Origin of the sequence: Pseudoxanthobacter soli DSM 19599 (assembly GCF_900148505.1) — a bacterium.
GTDB classification, from domain to species: Bacteria; Pseudomonadota; Alphaproteobacteria; order Rhizobiales; family Segnochrobactraceae; genus Pseudoxanthobacter; species Pseudoxanthobacter soli.
The window spans coordinates 441,694-458,327 of sequence record NZ_FRXO01000004.1 but is presented as its reverse complement, the minus strand read 5'-3'; the positions used below and the strand labels follow the sequence as shown (position 1 = coordinate 458,327).

General features: G+C 66.0%; 17 protein-coding genes. 13 read left to right on the top strand and 4 right to left on the bottom strand.

The features are described 5' to 3' along the window. Positions 1-122 precede the first annotated feature (122 nt). Positions 123-2,267 (top strand): phage tail tape measure protein, encoded by a 2,145-nt coding sequence (locus BUF17_RS12240; protein WP_073628985.1) that lies wholly within the window; start codon positions 123-125, stop codon positions 2,265-2,267. On the opposite strand, the gene BUF17_RS12235 is transcribed toward BUF17_RS12240, so the two are convergent. Continuing rightward, positions 2,268-2,591, bottom strand: coding sequence for a hypothetical protein (locus BUF17_RS12235; protein WP_139282511.1), 324 nt, complete (start codon positions 2,589-2,591; stop codon positions 2,268-2,270). Positions 2,592-2,652: 61 nt separating this feature from the next. Here BUF17_RS12235 and BUF17_RS12230 point away from each other — a divergent pair, with 61 nt between their 5' ends. The 12 genes from BUF17_RS12230 to BUF17_RS12175 all read left to right on the top strand — a co-directional run bounded on the left by BUF17_RS12230 (position 2,653) and on the right by BUF17_RS12175 (position 12,825). Then, positions 2,653-3,945 (top strand): DNA circularization N-terminal domain-containing protein, encoded by a 1,293-nt coding sequence (locus tag BUF17_RS12230; protein ID WP_073628981.1) that lies wholly within the window; start codon positions 2,653-2,655, stop codon positions 3,943-3,945. Continuing rightward, the gene (locus BUF17_RS12225) at positions 3,942-5,030 is read left to right on the top strand and encodes a phage baseplate assembly protein (RefSeq protein WP_073628979.1); all 1,089 of its coding nucleotides are present in this window, start codon (positions 3,942-3,944) and stop codon (positions 5,028-5,030) included. The genes BUF17_RS12230 and BUF17_RS12225 overlap by 4 nt, the downstream gene beginning before the upstream one ends. Then, on the top strand, positions 5,027-5,554 hold the full coding sequence (locus tag BUF17_RS12220; protein WP_073628977.1) for a phage baseplate assembly protein domain-containing protein: 528 nt from the start codon (positions 5,027-5,029) through the stop codon (positions 5,552-5,554). The genes BUF17_RS12225 and BUF17_RS12220 overlap by 4 nt, the downstream gene beginning before the upstream one ends. An 18-nt stretch (positions 5,555-5,572) precedes the next feature. After that, on the top strand, positions 5,573-6,232 hold the full coding sequence (locus BUF17_RS12215; protein ID WP_073628975.1) for a phage GP46 family protein: 660 nt from the start codon (positions 5,573-5,575) through the stop codon (positions 6,230-6,232). Beyond that, positions 6,232-7,335, top strand: coding sequence for a baseplate J/gp47 family protein (locus tag BUF17_RS12210; RefSeq protein ID WP_073628973.1), 1,104 nt, complete (start codon positions 6,232-6,234; stop codon positions 7,333-7,335). The genes BUF17_RS12215 and BUF17_RS12210 overlap by 1 nt, the downstream gene beginning before the upstream one ends. Positions 7,336-7,344: 9 nt before the next feature. Further along, positions 7,345-8,004 (top strand): hypothetical protein, encoded by a 660-nt coding sequence (locus BUF17_RS12205; RefSeq protein ID WP_073628971.1) that lies wholly within the window; start codon positions 7,345-7,347, stop codon positions 8,002-8,004. Positions 8,005-8,023: 19 nt separating this feature from the next. Next, complete coding sequence (locus tag BUF17_RS22935) at positions 8,024-9,187, top strand: glycine-rich domain-containing protein (RefSeq protein ID WP_073628969.1); 1,164 nt, start codon at positions 8,024-8,026, stop codon at positions 9,185-9,187. Then, entirely contained in the window at positions 9,184-9,726 is a 543-nt protein-coding gene (locus BUF17_RS12195; protein ID WP_073628967.1) for a DUF4376 domain-containing protein, read from the top strand. Before BUF17_RS22935 ends, BUF17_RS12195 begins: the two co-directional genes overlap by 4 nt. Then, entirely contained in the window at positions 9,719-11,212 is a 1,494-nt protein-coding gene (locus BUF17_RS12190; protein ID WP_073628965.1) for a hypothetical protein, read from the top strand. The genes BUF17_RS12195 and BUF17_RS12190 overlap by 8 nt, the downstream gene beginning before the upstream one ends. 37 nt (positions 11,213-11,249) lie before the next feature. Beyond that, on the top strand, positions 11,250-12,053 hold the full coding sequence (locus tag BUF17_RS12185) for a peptidoglycan-binding protein (RefSeq protein ID WP_073628963.1): 804 nt from the start codon (positions 11,250-11,252) through the stop codon (positions 12,051-12,053). A 74-nt stretch (positions 12,054-12,127) separates the two neighbouring features. Further along, complete coding sequence (locus BUF17_RS12180) at positions 12,128-12,544, top strand: hypothetical protein (RefSeq protein WP_139282509.1); 417 nt, start codon at positions 12,128-12,130, stop codon at positions 12,542-12,544. 14 nt (positions 12,545-12,558) lie between these two features. Beyond that, a complete protein-coding gene (locus BUF17_RS12175) occupies positions 12,559-12,825 on the top strand; it encodes a hypothetical protein (protein ID WP_073628960.1) in 267 nt (88 codons plus the stop codon). Between the two features lie 34 nt (positions 12,826-12,859). On the opposite strand, the gene BUF17_RS12170 is transcribed toward BUF17_RS12175, so the two are convergent. The 3 genes from BUF17_RS12170 to BUF17_RS22560 all read right to left on the bottom strand — a co-directional run bounded on the left by BUF17_RS12170 (position 12,860) and on the right by BUF17_RS22560 (position 16,625). Further along, the gene (locus tag BUF17_RS12170; protein ID WP_073628958.1) at positions 12,860-13,078 is read right to left on the bottom strand and encodes a hypothetical protein; all 219 of its coding nucleotides are present in this window, start codon (positions 13,076-13,078) and stop codon (positions 12,860-12,862) included. Positions 13,079-13,170: 92 nt separating this feature from the next. Beyond that, the gene (locus BUF17_RS12165; RefSeq protein WP_073628956.1) at positions 13,171-14,889 is read right to left on the bottom strand and encodes a chemotaxis protein; all 1,719 of its coding nucleotides are present in this window, start codon (positions 14,887-14,889) and stop codon (positions 13,171-13,173) included. Beyond that, positions 14,886-16,625, bottom strand: coding sequence for a hypothetical protein (locus BUF17_RS22560; protein WP_139282508.1), 1,740 nt, complete (start codon positions 16,623-16,625; stop codon positions 14,886-14,888). The genes BUF17_RS12165 and BUF17_RS22560 overlap by 4 nt, the downstream gene beginning before the upstream one ends. Positions 16,626-16,634: the final 9 nt, after the last annotated feature.

Here is a 16,634-nt window from a genome sequence, read left to right as displayed (position 1 = left end):
ACCTGCTGGTGTTCGATCTCCGGGTGGTCGATGCCCGTCGCGTCGGCGAGATGACGTTTTCGGAAATCGACCACTGGATCGACCGGGCGGTCGCGCGGAAACTCCTGAAACGGAAGTGAACGATGGCTTATGAAATCCGCGCCACCGCGATTCTGGACGCGCGCGACCGCTCCGGCCGCACCTTCGATGCCCTCGCCGAGAAAGCGAAACGGGCGACACGGGCGCTGCAGCAGCTGGGGCGGGCCGACGACATCGCGAACCGCGCCTCAGCCACAACCCGGGCTGCCGGCATGGTGGGGCGAGCGGCGGCAGTGCGCGGCGGAGGCGGCATGCTGGTCGGCGGGGCGGCCGGTCTGATCGGTGGCGCGCTCGCGGCGCGGTCGGTGACGGAGTCTTTCACCGACTATGCCAATTTCGACCGCCGCCTCACGCGCATCGGGATCACGGCGGATGCGACGGTGTCTCAGGTCGAGCGGGCGCGGGCGGAGGTTTACCGGCTGGCGAACCAGTATGCCATTCCCGTGGGGCAGGTGGTCGACGGCCTCGAGGCGCTGGTGGCGACCGGCCGGACGCTGGACGACTCTTTGTCCTTCCTGCCGAGTGTGAGCGTCACGTCGCAGGCGTCGGGCGCGGCGCTCGATGACATGGCCAAATCGGCGGATGCGGCTGGGCGCTCGCTCGGCATCGGTGCCGACCAGATGCAGCGGGCTTTCGATGTCATGGCGGCGGGCGGCAACGCGGGCATGTTCGAGATGCCCGACATGGCGCGGTTCCTACCGTCGCTGGCGCCGTCGATGGCTGTCAACGGGGGGACCGGGATCGAAGGTCTGCGGCAGCTGGTGGCGATGCTGCAGGTGCTGCGAATGCAGGCGGGCACGTCGGAAGAGGCCGCGACGCGGGCCGCGAACATCTTCCAGAAGATGCGCTCCGGCGAAACGCTGAAGGCGTTCAAGCGCTTCGGGGTCGATCTCAATAAGGAACTCGATGAGGCGGCGCGCAGCGGACAGGACATGCTTGCCGCGTTCGTCGACATCAGCCGCGAGGCGGTGGGCGGCGACCTGACCAAGCTGCCGCAGCTGTTTACGGACCAACAGGTCTATCTCGGCATGCAGTCGCTGATCCAGCTGCGCGGTGAGTACGACAGGCTCATAAAGACGCTGCAGAATGTCGACGGCACATCGATGAAGAATCTGGCGCGGGTTTCCGACGACGCCAAGGCGGCGATCGACCGCCTGAGCAATTCGTGGGGGCAGGCGTCGGTTAGCTTCGGGCTGCTACTCGACAAACTCGGCGCGGCGAGGGCGCTCAAGGATGTCAGTGACGTCCTGACTGATATCAGCGCGGCGGTCGCGCCGATCGCCGACGGAATTGGCACCCGCATCGACCGCAACCAGGCGTTCTTTGACGGACAAAAGCAGGCGAAGGCGGCCGGCATGACATCCCCGGCCGCCGGCGCGGCGGGCGCGCGATCGATGGCCGGCGGCGACAGCGCGCTCGGGCTCTCGTGGGTTAGCAGCACGGTGGAAGACGGCCTGACGGCCGCGGCAAAGCTCAAAGCGGCAACGGCGGCGCGGCGACTGCAGACGCAGAATGACCTGTGGTCATTCGGCAACTTCTCCGACACGCTGGCCGCGCAAGGTCCGCTCGCCTCCGATCCGGTCATGCGCAACATCCGGCGTGGTCGATACTACGATGACTACACGTTCGGCGCTTCGATTGGCGGGGGTCCATCGAAACAGCCGACATATCGGCCCTACGCCTTTGCGCCAGCGGACGGCACTGCCCCGCCGGTGAGAAGGCTCGACGTGGCGCCGGCCGATCTTTCGGGCGAGCTGCCCGTGCCAATGGTTGCTGTGCAGCCGGTGTCTGATTTCGGTCTGCCCGCCGGCCCGCAGGAACCGCGGGCGATCGAAATGCCCGGCATCGATGCGCTCGACCAGCGGCTCGGCGCCTTGGCGGAGCGGCTGGGGGCCGCGATGCCCGACGGGCTGGCGCCGGTGGCGGCGCCGGTACAGCAAACCCTGACGCTGCCGCCGGGTGCCGGCAACGCGATGTCCGGCGAGCTGCAGGCGGTGGTGCAGGGGCCCGTCACAGCGGAACTCAAGGGGGCCGCCGACATCCGGATCGCGGTGACGGTGGAGCCGTCCGGCGCGCTGTTGACGGTGGTCAATGATGCCAAGGCGGCGACGGTGCGGGCGACGGGGCCGCTACGGGTGACGACCAACGGGGCGGGAAGCCTCGGGGTGTCGTCACCCGATACGGAATGATCATCCCATCATCGCGCGCGCCAGCCGGCGCTTGGCATCTGCCGTGGCGGCCTTCATGCGGGCCGCTTCGGCGTCGAGGCGATCGATCTCGTCGATGACGGCGGCGATCACCGAACCCCGGATAAGGTCCTGCAGGGCGGCGACGTCGTCGCCGTCGACCAGCCCCTTGGTGTTGCCGGCGGCCAGACGAAGGCGGTGCTTGCAATGCAGCCCGCTCGCGGCGCCGGCGCATGTGCACGCGAAACGGATGCCGGCCTGGGTGGCCTGCGCCGTGATCTCGTAAATCTCGCCGGTCGAGTCCGACCGCACCCGGTACCTCAACATGACGTGGCTCCCCAGCCGGTTGTTCCGGCGGGAGTGTCGCAACGCGCGGAGGTGGAGTCCAGTGGACCCCGAAATCCAGCTTTGGCCATCCGTCTTCAATGGCGTGCCGTTCTGGTGCGATTCGGAAGGCATGGAGACCGGGCGGCGCCTTGCGATCTATGAGTTTCCGGGCCGGGATGTGGGCTTCGTCGAGGACCTGGGCGCGCGCCAGCCGCGATTCCGGGTCACGGGCTATCTCTCCGGGCTCGGCGCCGAGGGCGCGTCGACCGGGCTTATCAGCCTGTTCGCCGGGGTCGGGCCGGCGATCCTGCTGCTGCCGGCGGCGGGTCCGGTGAGCGTCTATTGCGAGCGGGCGGTGCGAAACAGGTCGCTCGACCGCATCGGCTGGGCGGCGTTCGAGCTGGATTTCGTGCTCGGCGGGGCCGCCTTCGCGCTGGCGTCGGTGCTGTCGCTGGGCCAACTCGTTTTCGACGCGGCGGGCGGCATCATCTCCGGCATCGCCAGCCTTGCCGGGCGGTTCGTGGCGCCGGGTGGCTGGGTCGATCCGGTGGCGGCCGCGGCCGCCGGCGGCCTGCAGGACACGGTCGCGACGCTCGAGGCGATCCGCACCGAGGCGGCGATCGACGAGACCGCGAGCGCGGCCCTGCGCGACACGCTGGCCGGACTCTATGGCGCGATGCCGGGCGCCGTCGGCGGCGCGGCGGCGATCGCCGCGGTGCCGGTGGACGCGGTGGTCGCGGCCACGCTGGCGCCGACCGACACGATTCCGGCGCTGGCGGTGGCTGCCGCCGAGGCGCTGGCGCCGTTCGCCGGGATGCTGGCGGCCGCGCGCGCGCTCGGCGATGCGATGGCGCCGGCGGATGCCGCTGCCGCCTTCGCGGCGGCGCTCGACGGGGTGAGCGATCCGGCGGCAGCGGATGTGCTGGCGGCGCCTTCGGTGGCCGCGATCGCGGCCAACGATGCCCTGGTGGCAGGGCTGTCGCGGCTGACCTATCTGGCGCCCTATGCCGAGGCACTGGCGCGGATGTCCTATCCGGATCGTCGCGCCGGGGTGACGGCGCGGGCCGACTTCGCCGAGCGCTGCGAGCCGGCGCTCGCCTCCGCCACCGGGGCGGCGGGGATGGAGGTCTTTGCGACGGTGTCGGCCTTGCGTGGGAGCGTGGCGGCCTATCTGTCGCGCACCATCACGGACCTTGCGCCGGTGGTGACCGTCTCCGCGCCGCGGTCGATGCCGGCGATCTGGTGGGCGTGGCGGCTTTATGGCGATCCGGAGCGGGCGGGCGAGCTGGTCGAGCGCAACAGTGTGCGGCACCCGGCTTTCATGCCGGCGTCTTTCGAGGCGCTGGCGCGATGACGACCGAGATCGTGACCGTCAGCCTGGGCGGCGCGCGCTACACGGCTTGGATGCGGGTGATGATCCGCGCCTCGCTCAAGGAGGCGGCGCGGGCATTCCGGCTCGACGTGGCATCCGAATCCGGCCCGATCCAGACGGCGGCCGCCTTCCGGCTGTTCGCGCCGGTCGACATCCTCGCCGGCGGCGACCTCGCGCTGCGCGGCTTCGTCGACCGGCGGCAGGCGCGGATCGGGCCGGAGGATTCGAGCCTCGCCATTTCCGGGCGCTCGCTGACTGCCGACCTGATCGATTGCTCGGCGGTGCACAAAACCGGCGAGTTTCGCTCCAAGACGGTGCTCGAAATCGCGCAGGCGCTTGCCAAGCCGTTCGGGGTGACTTGCAGCTGCCGGGGCCGGCTGCGGCCGCTGCCGGTGGCGCGGATCGCGCCCGGCGAAACCGTCTTTCGCTTTGTGGAGCGGCTTTGCCGGGGCGAGGGCCTGACGCTGACCGGGGCCGCCGACGGCGGTCTGACGATCATCGACGGGACCGTGCTGACGGACAAGCACGCGGGCGGCGTGATCGAGGGCGTCAATCTCTATACGGGGTCGTCCGACTTCAACGGGTCGAACCGCTACAGCGAAGTGAGGGTGCTCGGGCAGGCGGGAACGCGATCCGGGGCCGATGCGCTCGAGATCGAGGCGATCGCGCGTGACCAGGGTGTGGGGCGGTATCGCCCGCTGATCGTGATCGACGAGCGCGATGCCGATCGCGACACCGTGCGCCGCCGGGCGCGCGGGCGGCGCGACCGGGCGGCGGGCGACGGCATCTCGGCGGATGTGACGGTGCCGGGGTGGCGGGATTGGGGCGGCCGACTGTGGACGCCCGGCTTCAAGGTCTGGACGGAATCGCCGACGCTCGGGCTCGCGCAGGACATGCTGATCCGGGCGGTGACGCTCACGCAATCGGGCGTCGGCGGCGCCGGTGGCGGCACTGAGGCGCAGCTTGACCTGGTGGACCCGCGCGCCTTCGCGGCGGCGGCCGGCAAGGGCGCCAAGTCCGCCGAGGGCTGGGCGCTCGACGACAGCGCGGCGGAGGATGTGGCGTGACGATCAGCGACAGCCACGACCGCGTCGGCGTGATGCTGCGGCGGATGACGCTTTCGAGCGTCGACGACAGCGGCGACCTGCAGACGGTGAGCGGCCGGACCTTCCGGACCGACCAGCCGACCGGCATCGCCCGCCTGCTGGAATTCGGATTCGGCTCGCACCCGCCGGAAGGCAGTCAGGGCTTGGTGGCCGCGCTCGGCGGCCGTCAGGATCGGCTCGTCGCGCTCGGCATCGGCTCCGCGGCGCACCGGCCGCGCGGGCTGCAGCCGGGCCATGCGGTGCTCTACGACGCTCACGGCAATGCCATCCGGCTGTTCGGCGAGCGGGTGGAAATGGCATTCGCCGGACACGCCGTGACGGTGACATTGCGCGGCCTCGAGATCACGGCCGCCGGCGACGACGTCGTGATCGTTGTCGATGCCGACCGGCGGCTCGTGCTCGGCGGCGATCCCGACGAGCATCCGATTGCCAAGGTCATCACCGAGGCCGGCCCCGCCCTCAATGTGTGGGCCCGGACCGGATAGCAGCGACGGGACAATCGCATGGATGTGCGCGTGCGGATCGACGAGGGGTGCTCGGCGCCGCTCTCGATCCTTTGGGACAGCGTGTGGGACAGCGCCACCGGCCTTGCGGATTGGGCGGTGGGCCCCAGCCCGCTCGACCGGGTGGCGCCGATCCTGGTGGTGGATGGCCTGATGCTGCGCGGCGCGGCGTTCGCGGCCGCCGATATCGACGTCCAGCTGTCGCCGACGCCCTATCCGCCGGCCGATCCGGCGCCGGTGCCGTCCAATCCCGGGGGCCTCCGCGCCGACGCGGCGATCGAAACGGCGGTCATTCTCGCGCTGTTCACGGACCGGCGGGTTCCCGAGGGGCATCCGCTGGCGACCGGCATCGACGATCGGCGCGGATGGTGGGGTGACGGCGTCGACGTGCGCGCCGATCTCGGCGAGGGCGAGATCGGCTCGCTGTTGTGGCTGCTGGAGCGGCAGACGGTGTCCGACGAAATGGCGGCCTGGGCGCGCACGCTGGCCGCGGAGGCGCTGGCGCCGCTGATCTCACAAGGGGTCGCGGTGCGTGTCGACACCTCCGCCGAGGCGCGCCCGGCGGAACGGACGATCCTGCTGGCGGTCACGCTCTACGGCCGCGACGGTAGCAAGGTCTACGACCGTCGGTTCGAACTCTTGTGGCAGCAGGTACGGTAATGGCGTTCCAGATCGAAACCCTGAAGCAGCTTTCGGACCGGGTGCGGCAGGCGTTTCGCGCCGAGATGCCGGGCACGGATGCGTGGATCTGGCCCAACAATCTTTATGTGGTCGCTAAGGTCCTCGGCGGCCTGTTGTCGTCCTTTTTCGGCCGCCTCGATTATGTGGCGCGGCAGCGCTTCACCGTGTCGGCCGACCGCGACGGGCTGATCGAACAGGGGCGGGATTTCGGGCTCGCGCCGCTGCCGCCGGCGCCGGCGACGGGCTCGGCGGTGGTCTCGACCACGGGCGGCCTGACGGTCCTGGCCGGCGCGATCCTGGTGCGCGCGGATGGGGCCACCTACACCGTCACCGATGGCGGGGGCCTGTCGATCGCGGGCGATCTCGTCGTTTCGGTGCAGGCGACCGCGGCGGGCGCGGCCGGCAACGCCATCGCGGGCACTGCTCTGACGGCGCTGTCGGGCGTAAGCGGTGCCACCGGTACGGTGGTCGGGGCGCGCGGACTGACCGGCGGCGCCGACGTCGAGGGTACTGAGGCCTTTCGGTCCCGCATCCTCTGGCGCAAGCGCTATCCCGCGCAGGGCGGCGCGCCGCCGGATTATGTCGAGTGGGTCAAGCAGGTCGCCGGCGTCACCCGGGTCTATGTCGAGCGGCATTATGCCGGCCCGGGCACCGTGCGGCTCTACCCGTTGATGGATGAGGCGGCGGCCGACGGCATCCCGTCGGCCGAATCGATTGCGGACATCTATGACGTCGTCGATGCGCTCGCGCCCGGCGAGGCGGTGGTCTCGGTCGCGGCCGCCGTCGCCCTTCCCGTCGCCGTGACGGTTTCCGGGCTGTCGCCGGCGACGTCCGCCGTCGAAGAAGCGGTGCGAGCGGAACTGGCGGCGATGATGCGGCGCGAGGGGCGCGTCGCCGGGACGGACCCGGGGCATCCGTCGTTCGATTTTCTGGCGACGCCGCTCACGCTCTCCCGCTCCTGGTTCTGGCAGGCCGCCGCGAATGCCTCCGGCGAGGAGCGGCACGAGATCGTGGCGCCGGCGGCCGACGTGGTGGTGCCGGCCGGCGCGCTGCCGGTGCTGGGCGTCGTGACCTTCGTGTGAGGTGGTGCGATGAGCTGCGATGACCTCGGCCGCGAGACCGATCTGTGCCCGACCGCCGACGAGACGCTGCCGCAGATCCTCGCGCTGCTGCCGGTCGGCCGCGCCTGGCGGACGCCCGACGGTGGGCCCCAGCCGGGAACGGTGCTCTGGCAGTTCTGCCGCGCACTGGCGCGGGTTGCCGCCTGGGTCGACGAGCGGCTTTGCGCGCTGCGGCGCGAATGGGTGTGCCATTCCGCTGCCGAAACGCTCGATCTGTGGCGGGCGGACTATGGCCTGCCGGACCCGTGCGATCCCTACGCGGATCTGTGCGCCAAGGTGGCGGCGATCGGCGGGGCGACCTGCGATTATTATGCCGGCATCGCCGAGCGGGCCGGCTGGTCGATCGTCTGCCTCGGCCGGCGCCACGGCCCCGGCGCCATGGCCGGCCGCGCGCGGGCGGGGTGTGCGCGGCCCGGCGGCAATCCGCGGGCGGGCGAACTCGCCATCATCGTCGATCTCGACGCCTCGCCATCCTATGGCGGCGGCGCGCAGCGGCGCCCCCAGCCGGGCGCGCTGCAGCCCGGCATGCCGCTCGGCTGCGGGCCGGATATCGGGCCGCTCGTCTGCATCATCGAGCGGCTGGTGCACGCAAACACGGCGGTGACCTGGTTCACCGCCGGCGACGCCTGACCACATCCAAGAGGCTCACATGACGGACATTTTTGGGCCCGCCGACGCGGCGGGCGCCCTTGTCGCGCGCCCGGTCGACGGCCGCGCCTTTCCCGCCGGCGACACCTGGTTCGGGGATTGCTCGTCCCCGAACGCGGCCGATGGCACCGACATCGAGGCGGCGTGGCTCAATTCCATCATCGCGAACCTGAGGGCGGTGGTGCGCACGTCCGGCGTCGTCACCGAGGACAATTCGGACCTCATGCTGCTGCGCGGCGTGCAGCACCTGATCCAGAGCGCGGGGCCGATCTACACCGCGACGGCGGGGACGGCCTCCGCCTATACCGCCACACTGGCGCCGGCGCCGCCGACTTATGCGGCGGTGCGGTCGGTCATCATCGTGCCGCACGTCAGCAACACGGGCGCGGCGACCATCAATTTCAACGGGCTGGGCGCGCTGCCGCTGACCTTTGGCGGCGTGACAGCGCTTCCGGCCGGCATCCTCCTCGCCGGCGTGCCGACGACGATCATGATCAGCGGCGGCGCGGCGCACATCGGCGGCGGACGCGGCGGTCGCGTTGTCATGAGGTGGCTGACCGCGTCGACGACCTGGATCGCGCCGGATGGTTGCTGGAGCGTCGGATACGGAATCTGGGCCGGCGGGGCGGGCGGCGGCGGAGTGGCCTCGTCGGGCGGGGCCGCCTCCGGCGGCGGCGCCGGGGGGTTTGTGCCGGGCATCGCCGACGTGGTGCCTGGGCAGGCGGTGCCGGTGACGGTGGGCGCCGGCGGTGCCTACGGCAATGCCAGTGGCGGCACGTCGTCGGATGGCGGCAACGGCGGTGCGACGAGTTTCGGGTCGTTCGCGACCGCATACGGCGGCACCGGAGGTAAAGCTGCAAGCGGATCGTTCGGGGCGCCGGTCGCGGGCGGTGGCGGCGTGGGTGGGATCGGCGTCATCCCCGGGCGTTCCGCGGGCGGCGGCATGTCTGTGCGGGACTCCGCCGGCTCGGGCATCCGCTATATCGGCTCGCCGGGCGGCTCGGCTTTTGGCGGTGCCCCGATCGGCCAGATTACCGGGACCACGGGGGCGCACGACGCCGGCTTCCCGGGCGGTGGCGGCGGCGGCGCCGGATCCAACTCGACAGCAATCATCGGTGCGCCGGGCGCGCCCGGGCTGGTGTGGCTATGGGAGATGTACGGATGAGCTGGGCTTTGATCATCGACGACACGGTCCATGAGGTTTTCGCGGAGAAGCCGGTCCTGCATCCATCTCTCGATCTGGTCGAGGTGGCGTCTGACGTGGAGCCGGGATGGCGGCGCATCAACGGCGTGATCGCGCCGCCGCCGGACCCGACGCTCGAGGAACGGCGGACGGCGCTGATCGCGGCCGTGGGGTTTATCGCCAACAGGATGGTGGCCGAAGGCGCGCCCTATCTCGGCCAGCGTATCGCGCTCGACGAGGGGTCGCGGGCCGACATCACGGGCATGGCAACCACGGCGGTGGCCGCGGCCGGCGGCGCGGTGCCCTGGCCCGAAAGCTACAGCCTCGGGTGGATCACGCAGGCTAATAGTCGCCTGGCGCTGCCGACGCCTGCCGATGGCCTGGCGCTGGCGGCGGCCGTCGGCGACTATTATGCCCGCATCCGGCAGCACGCCCGCACGCTCAAGGATGTGCTGATCGCTGCGACGGATGAGGCGGCGTTGCACGCGATCGACATCACGGCGGGCTGGCCGGATGAATGAGCGTGTCACGGCGGGCGGCGATGGGGTGTGGGCGCTGCCCCTGCCGGCCGGGCTGACCGGTGGCCAGCCCATCCATGTGCGGGCGCGGCAGACGCGGGACGGCGCGCCCTCCGGCTGGTCCGCCAGCGTGATCGTGACGCCCTCGCTCGCCGATGTCGCCGAGATCGATGCCGCGTGGGCCTGGGCCGCGGCCGAAGGGCTGTCGGGGCAGGCCGCGCGGGCGCGGGTGGCGGGACTGCTCGCGACGTCCTACGGCATCATGGCGCTGATCGTCGGCCGTGGCCTTGCCGGCGCCACCGCGGGCGCGGATTTCCGGCTGCGGCGGTACTGGCTGCCGGCGCCGGCCGATCCGACCGCGCCGGCGGAAGTTTCCGAGGCGGTGTTCTTCGCGCAATACACGGCGGCGTCGACGTCGACGCGGACCTATTTCGACGCGGCGGGCGTGCTGCGGGCTGATCTGGCGGCCAATCAGCCGCGGTTCAGTTACCTCGGCGGGAGCCGCCGCCTGGTGCTGGAGAATGCGCTGACGAACAAGGTGTTCGGGCGCAAGCACAACCCGGTCGACCTTTCTCAGTTGAGCAAAGGGGGCGATGCCGCCGCGGTGCTTTCTGTGGTCGACGACAGCGCGGCGCTCGTCGCCGGCGGGCTCGGCGCGATCTGCACCAGCGGCACCGTGTATCAGCTGGACAACACCGCCGGCACGACAGAAGCGATCATGGGTTTCAGCGGGCCGACCGGAAACGTGAATCCTCATTGCGTGCAGGCGTGGATGCGGGGCAGCGGCACCGTCAGCCTCCGGCTGGCGGACAATACATCAGCGGTCTCGGTGCCGCTGACGACGGCCTGGGCGCAATACCAGTCCGCCGCCGGCGTGCCGACCGCGACCAACATGACGATGCGCGCGATCGTGCCCGCGGGCGGCGTGCTCTACCTGATCCTGCCCGGGCTCTACGAGGCTGCTACGGCGCCGCACGCGCCGATCATCGGCGACACCATCGCGCAGGTGACGCGCGTGGCGGAGATGTGCCGGCTGCCGGCCGGCATGGAGGCGGTTTTGCAGGGGGCTGCTGGTACCGGGCTGGTGCAGGCTTTGCCGCCTCGCGCAGGCACGTCGTCGACCGACGTTCCGGTGTTGCTGGGCGGTCCCGTGCACCCGCTCATCGGTCTGCGCAGCGCGACGGCGGTGCGCACCATGCTCGACGGCGCGGCCGTGCTCGATGCCGTGCCGGGTGCCAATATCCTCGCCAACGGGCTTGGCGCTGCTTTCGCCTGGGACGCGAGCGGCGCCGTGGCGTGCGCCAACGGTGGCGCGGTGGCGTCGAGCGCGACGAGCATCCTGCCCGGTATCCGCTCGTCCGCCTGGCTCGGTCGGGCCGGAGGCGGTGGCTATGCCAAAGGCGACGGCCTCTACGACCTGGTGGCGATGTGGCCGGGTCGCATCGCCAACGCGGCCGTTCAGGCGGCAGCGGTGCCTTACGCCCCCTGAGGGCGGTTCGACCGATTCTCACAACATGGAGACTGTCATGCTCGACGAGCGCTTTCTCGGCGCCGTGGCGGCGCGGCCTTTCGGCCGTCTGCTGACCTCGGCGCAGGCGGCCGGTATCGAGGCGATCCTCGATGCCTGGCGGCAGGACCACGCGGAGGGCGATCCGCGCCAACTGGCCTATGTGCTGGCGACCGCCTATCACGAGACGGCGGGCACCATGGAGCCGGTCGCCGAATATGGCGGCGATGAATACAAGCGGAACCTCTACGACGTCACCGGCCGGGACCCGGCGCGGGCGCGGGCGATGGGCAACACCGAGCCCGGCGACGGCCCGCGCTATGCCGGACGCGGCTTCGTGCAACTGACGTGGAAGAACAACTATGCCCGGGCCGGCCGCAAGCTGGGCCTCGATCTCGTCGGCCAGCCCGACGACGCCATGAAGCCGGACATCGCCGCGAGGATCCTCGTGCGCGGGATGGCGGAAGGCTGGTTCACCGGCAAGAAGCTCGGCGACTATATCGCTGGCGCCGCGTGCGACTGGAAGGGCGCCCGGCGCATCGTCAACGGCACCGACAAGGCCGACCTGATCGCGGGCTATGCCGCGGCCTTTCACGCGGCGCTGGCCAGCACCGGAACCATGCGCCCGACGTTGCGGCGCGGCGCGAAGGGCGCCGACGTGCGCGCGCTGCAGGGCGCCCTCCGCGAGAGGGGCGCGGCTATCGAGGCCGATGGCGATTACGGCGCGCGGACCGAAGCGGCGGTACGCCGCTATCAGGATTCGATCGGCCTTCAAGTCGACGGCGTCGCCGGCGCCCGCACCTGGGCCGCTCTGGGCCTCTGAACCTCGGGGCTGCGGGCCCCGCCATCTGAATCGGAACGAAAGGAAAAGCCATGACCATGCGGATTGTGTCCGCGGTGGCGCTGATCTCCGCCGCCGTGCTGCTCGTGCTCGCCCTGACGCCGTCCGTTTGGGCGGCGGACGGGGCGACGTCGGCCGGCTCGACCTGGGCCGACGTACAGGCGGCGCTTGCCGGCCTCGCGTTGCTCGCGATTTCGATCATCGCCGGCGTGCTCATCAGCCTGCGCGGCGTGCTGATCGAATACCTGGCGGCCCGGGCGCGCGCGCTGACGGAAGAAGCCACCGGCGCCCGCGTGGCGCGGATCGACGATGCGCTACAGACCGGACTTGCGGCCGGGCTGGAGCCGACCGAGGCCGCGGAGGCGGCCGCAAGGAAATTGCCGGCGACCTTGGCCCGCTCGGGCAAGACGGTCGAGGACTTGGCCGCGGAGGCCGGGGTGCAGTTCGACGCGCTGAACCGACGCGTGAAGTAGGGGAGGGTGGGCGGGTGGTCGACGATCAGGGCACGGAAGCAGGTGCGGCGGAGTGGAGCGAACTCCCGCCGCAGGTGAGACGATTCCTCGCGGGTCTCCGCGAGGAAGAGGTGACCATGTTGCGGGACGGCCTGCGGCTGCTGGCGGCGATCTCGACCGTTGGTCGCGTGGCGCGGTGGCTGCTGATCCTCGGCGCCGGCCTGATCATCACCCTCGGTGGCGTTGGGGACGCGCTCATCCGGATGTGGCACTGGGTGGTGCCGCCGGCGGGCCCGAAATGACAATCCCTCCCCGCCAAGGCGGGGAGGGCCGCCGTCAACGGATGGAAAGGCCGATTTCCCGCGACAGGGCCATGAGTGCCGCGGCCGGTTCCGCGCTGCATTTCGGGTCGGCCGGCGGCACGTCGCCGGCGGCCTGCTGCAGGGCCAGCACGATCTGCGATGCCAGATACCCGCACACGGGGTCGACCTTTGCCGCGTCTTCGCCGAGGCGGTGTGCCGCCTCGGCCAACGCCAAGATGTGGGTTTTGTTCATGTTTGTGTTTCCCCGGGGACAATTCCCCGGGGTGCAACTCGATCACAGGTAGGAACCGCTTCCAAAGGCTCGCCCCGAGCGGAGCCGACTGATCAGCCACCTTTGCCGGAGCGCAAAGCCTGGATCACAGGCAGCCATAATTCAGGTGGTAACGGCAGCCGGTAATGTCGACATGCCAGAGCGACTATCGGCCAGTGCTCGAGCTTAATCGCGCTCAAACCAAAGAATGGCGAAGTCTCACCGGACTCCGCCGATAATATCTGCACAGCCTTCTCGCCATCGTCGGTGATAGGGATATGGCTTAAAGCGGTGCCGTGGCTGGCACTGTCAGTATATAAATGTTCTTCACTGTCCACATCTGGTGACCATAGCTGAAGATTGCAGTGGCCTAGTTCCACCTTGACGAACTCAGCGAAGATCCGGGCCTCTTCATGCTCTCCAAGTGAAGCGAGCCAAATGCCAAGAAGTGGAAAGAGAGTACTGCCCTTGGTGGCCGCTATGCGGTAGGCGTCATCATTCTCGCGTGGGTGTCTTGCGAGTGTATAATAATCGTGATGTATTGAAGGATATTGACTATGTGTCAGATAGCAGAAGCGCATTCGTTGAGAAATTCCGACTGCGTAATTAGAAGCAGCCTTAGACCAATCTCCTGCCATTGAAAGAAAAAGCAACGTTACAGCAATATCTGTTGACTGAATATCTGAAATCGGTGACAGCAATATTGGATTGTTTCGAATAAGGTGTACTATATTTCTGGCAAGTTCATCAACTCTAGGATGTAAAAAGCCATCCTTCCGTATTGGGCACCTCTCGGCGCCGTTCAGTTCCCATAACATCCAAAGACCGCGCATGGAAAGACGCCCTAAAACCTCAAATAGTTTTAGATTGATATCAACGGTGGAAATAGAATGAACAGCGACAGAAACGGCGTGCTTGAAATTTACGAAAGGAATTATCTTTCGGCCAAGTAGCTCATTCCATATCATGAAATGTAATTCCGCTAGATGGGCATAACACTCGGAAACCTTCTCGCTCATGCTCGTCGAACTGGCGACGTCATCTTTCACGAGACGCCAAGTATGCAACAGAGCTAGTTCACTCGCGCGATAGGGAGCTTCGAGATTCTCGGCGTCGCGTGCCCATACAAACAAAACCCAGAGGCAGATATAAAGTTGCCGCAGTATCGTGCAGCGCTTCTTGGGAGTGGTATCTTCAACATTGCATAATCGATGGATCAACGACGAGAAGTGCTCGTACGAAATGTCCGGCTCATCGAGCATCGCGATGGCCTTCTGAAAATGACTTCGGAGCTGTGGCTCAAGCAGGTGCTCTCGAAGGATGCCGTTGACGAGTAGGCTCGCCAAGTGATCTCCATTCCATTCCTCGAAAGTAAGCCCGGGTCTTTGCATTTGGCTTTCAAAACCCGTTATATTCAATCTGACTGACTGCTTTATCTCTCCGCCAAAGCATAAACATATAACAATATCGTTATCCCGGAGACTGTCAGGCAATATTGTGGTAATATACACATCAATTATTTCGTTTATTGATTCGCGAAGAGACTGGCGTGAATCGCCGTCCCATTCATAACGAGAGATGTCCCCTTGCTTCACTGTGAACAAATATACGCTCTGCTTTCCCGATGAGTCCGGTGGACTCAACGCCGCTATATCCACGCCATATTGGCGAGGCCCTTGTGAAGGGCGCGACAGCACGGTGTATCCGAGTTCGCTCAGCAGGTCGGGGAGTACGGCATCAAGTTCTCCGCGTTCGCGAATAGAAGCAAGATACTGTCGGAATACGAGCTTCATAATGGTCGAGACTCTGCGCGAAAATGGATAAGCTCCAATCGAGTTCCAATCGGATCAACAAGCTCTCCCCGGGGCAATTCAATGCTATGGGTTACTGTATTTAATGTGATTTCTGTTCTTATACTTTCACTTCCATGACGATCGATCCAGTTTACGGTGCGAGTGCCATGAAGAATAACAGATTCATTGAAGATCTTTGAGAGCGGGAAATCATCGGAATTATTGTTCATAGCTTCGGCCATGCTGTCTGAATGACGTTGTCGCTCAATTGATTGTTCATTCTGAGATGGATGCAGTTCAACAACCCGCCCAATTGATCGCAATCCAGCCAAATATTCTTCTAGTTTCTCTAGTGCTCGCTGCACGTGAGGACGGGATGTGTCGCCGTCATCGGAGGCATTCAATGCGAGATACCTATCAGCGAGCCCCGAATAATTTATGAGAACGGGATCTATAAGTAAATCAACAATAGTATCAGTCTCACTTGGTGGTGCGTCGCGTAGGATTGACATCAATAGAGAGTGCATAAGCTCAGAGTTCGCAAAGAAAAATCCTACGATTTTACGCGCGAGGTATGAGTAGTCTTTACTTCGCAAATTATGTCGTCTGAAATTTATATCATACTCGGTAACTCGATCCGACAGAATATGGTTACTAACGGCGCCGCAAAGATTCATATCTCCATCAAGAAGCCAGCTGATAATCCAGTCCTCCAGGACTTCTCCGCCAATTCGGTTGAGAGCATACCAGCATGCGTCGAATTTATCTGCAGTTACCCGGCTAGTCGGCTTTCGGATCAACTCAGCCACTACATCCTGAACTTGCCCGACTGCGCCTCTTCCGATGAGTTCGGAAAGTGCGAAATCTACCAATTCGATGGCAGTCAGATCGTCCGCAGGGACTTTGCGGAACACGTCCAGTATTTCGATCAGCAAGCGTTCCGGTATGGCATGACGCCCGATGCCCGTCATCTGGGCAGTCGTGCACAGAATAACAGGGTGGTCTTTTTTAATTATCGGGATTAAGATATCAATTAAAGTATCAGTACTATATATAGTTATAGTAGATAGTTGTATAAAAATAGTTCTTATTATCTCGCAATAAATATCAGTCGACTGTTTGCGCCTGCTTGCGTCATATAATGCTTCGGTCCAAGAATTCCACTCAGCTTGGTCGAAATCAACCACGAATGCGAGGGCTTTTATTGCGGATAATTTCCTACTTTGATGTTCAGACAATATAAATTGGAGCGCGCGTTCAATAAATAACGCTCTGTCAGATCGTATACCTGCTGTGATCGCAAATGTCAGGAACCTGTCGGCGTTAGGGAAGTCAGTATCTACTAATTTCAGTACGTCTATAGGGCGCGTGCAGTCATTATCGCACCATTTTTCAAAGTCGTATGATGATAATACTGCTACATTATTGGATTCTTCTGAATCTATCAATATAGATAATTTGGATATAATAGTTTCGGCGCTGGAGATGAGGCTCGGAACGAGTGATCTGTATATTGCACGGCCTCTCGAGAAAGAGCGGCCGGTATATGGCTGCATGCTTTCAAATGAAATTATATCTAATACATCTATCGCTCCGCTATTATGAAGTTCTGCTAGTGTTGTGGCAACTCGGTCACGTTCCGCCCGGTGCGGATGATCATATTTCGTGAATATTGCGTCCAGCAGAGTGCCTCCGCGGGCATGCGCGATGATTTCCTGAGAAAGCTCCTCACTCATTGCTTGGTC

Coding starts and splice junctions, on each gene's coding strand:
- BUF17_RS12240 (WP_073628985.1), top strand. CDS start 123: ATGGCTTATGAAATCCGCGCCACCGCGATTCTGGACGCGCGCGACCGC.
- BUF17_RS12235 (WP_139282511.1), bottom strand. CDS start 2,591: ATGTTGAGGTACCGGGTGCGGTCGGACTCGACCGGCGAGATTTACGAG.
- BUF17_RS12225 (WP_073628979.1), top strand. CDS start 3,942: ATGACGACCGAGATCGTGACCGTCAGCCTGGGCGGCGCGCGCTACACG.
- BUF17_RS12215 (WP_073628975.1), top strand. CDS start 5,573: ATGGATGTGCGCGTGCGGATCGACGAGGGGTGCTCGGCGCCGCTCTCG.
- BUF17_RS12210 (WP_073628973.1), top strand. CDS start 6,232: ATGGCGTTCCAGATCGAAACCCTGAAGCAGCTTTCGGACCGGGTGCGG.
- BUF17_RS12205 (WP_073628971.1), top strand. CDS start 7,345: ATGAGCTGCGATGACCTCGGCCGCGAGACCGATCTGTGCCCGACCGCC.
- BUF17_RS22935 (WP_073628969.1), top strand. CDS start 8,024: ATGACGGACATTTTTGGGCCCGCCGACGCGGCGGGCGCCCTTGTCGCG.
- BUF17_RS12195 (WP_073628967.1), top strand. CDS start 9,184: ATGAGCTGGGCTTTGATCATCGACGACACGGTCCATGAGGTTTTCGCG.
- BUF17_RS12190 (WP_073628965.1), top strand. CDS start 9,719: ATGAATGAGCGTGTCACGGCGGGCGGCGATGGGGTGTGGGCGCTGCCC.
- BUF17_RS12185 (WP_073628963.1), top strand. CDS start 11,250: ATGCTCGACGAGCGCTTTCTCGGCGCCGTGGCGGCGCGGCCTTTCGGC.
- BUF17_RS12170 (WP_073628958.1), bottom strand. CDS start 13,078: ATGAACAAAACCCACATCTTGGCGTTGGCCGAGGCGGCACACCGCCTC.
- BUF17_RS12165 (WP_073628956.1), bottom strand. CDS start 14,889: ATGAAGCTCGTATTCCGACAGTATCTTGCTTCTATTCGCGAACGCGGA.
- BUF17_RS22560 (WP_139282508.1), bottom strand. CDS start 16,625: ATGAGTGAGGAGCTTTCTCAGGAAATCATCGCGCATGCCCGCGGAGGC.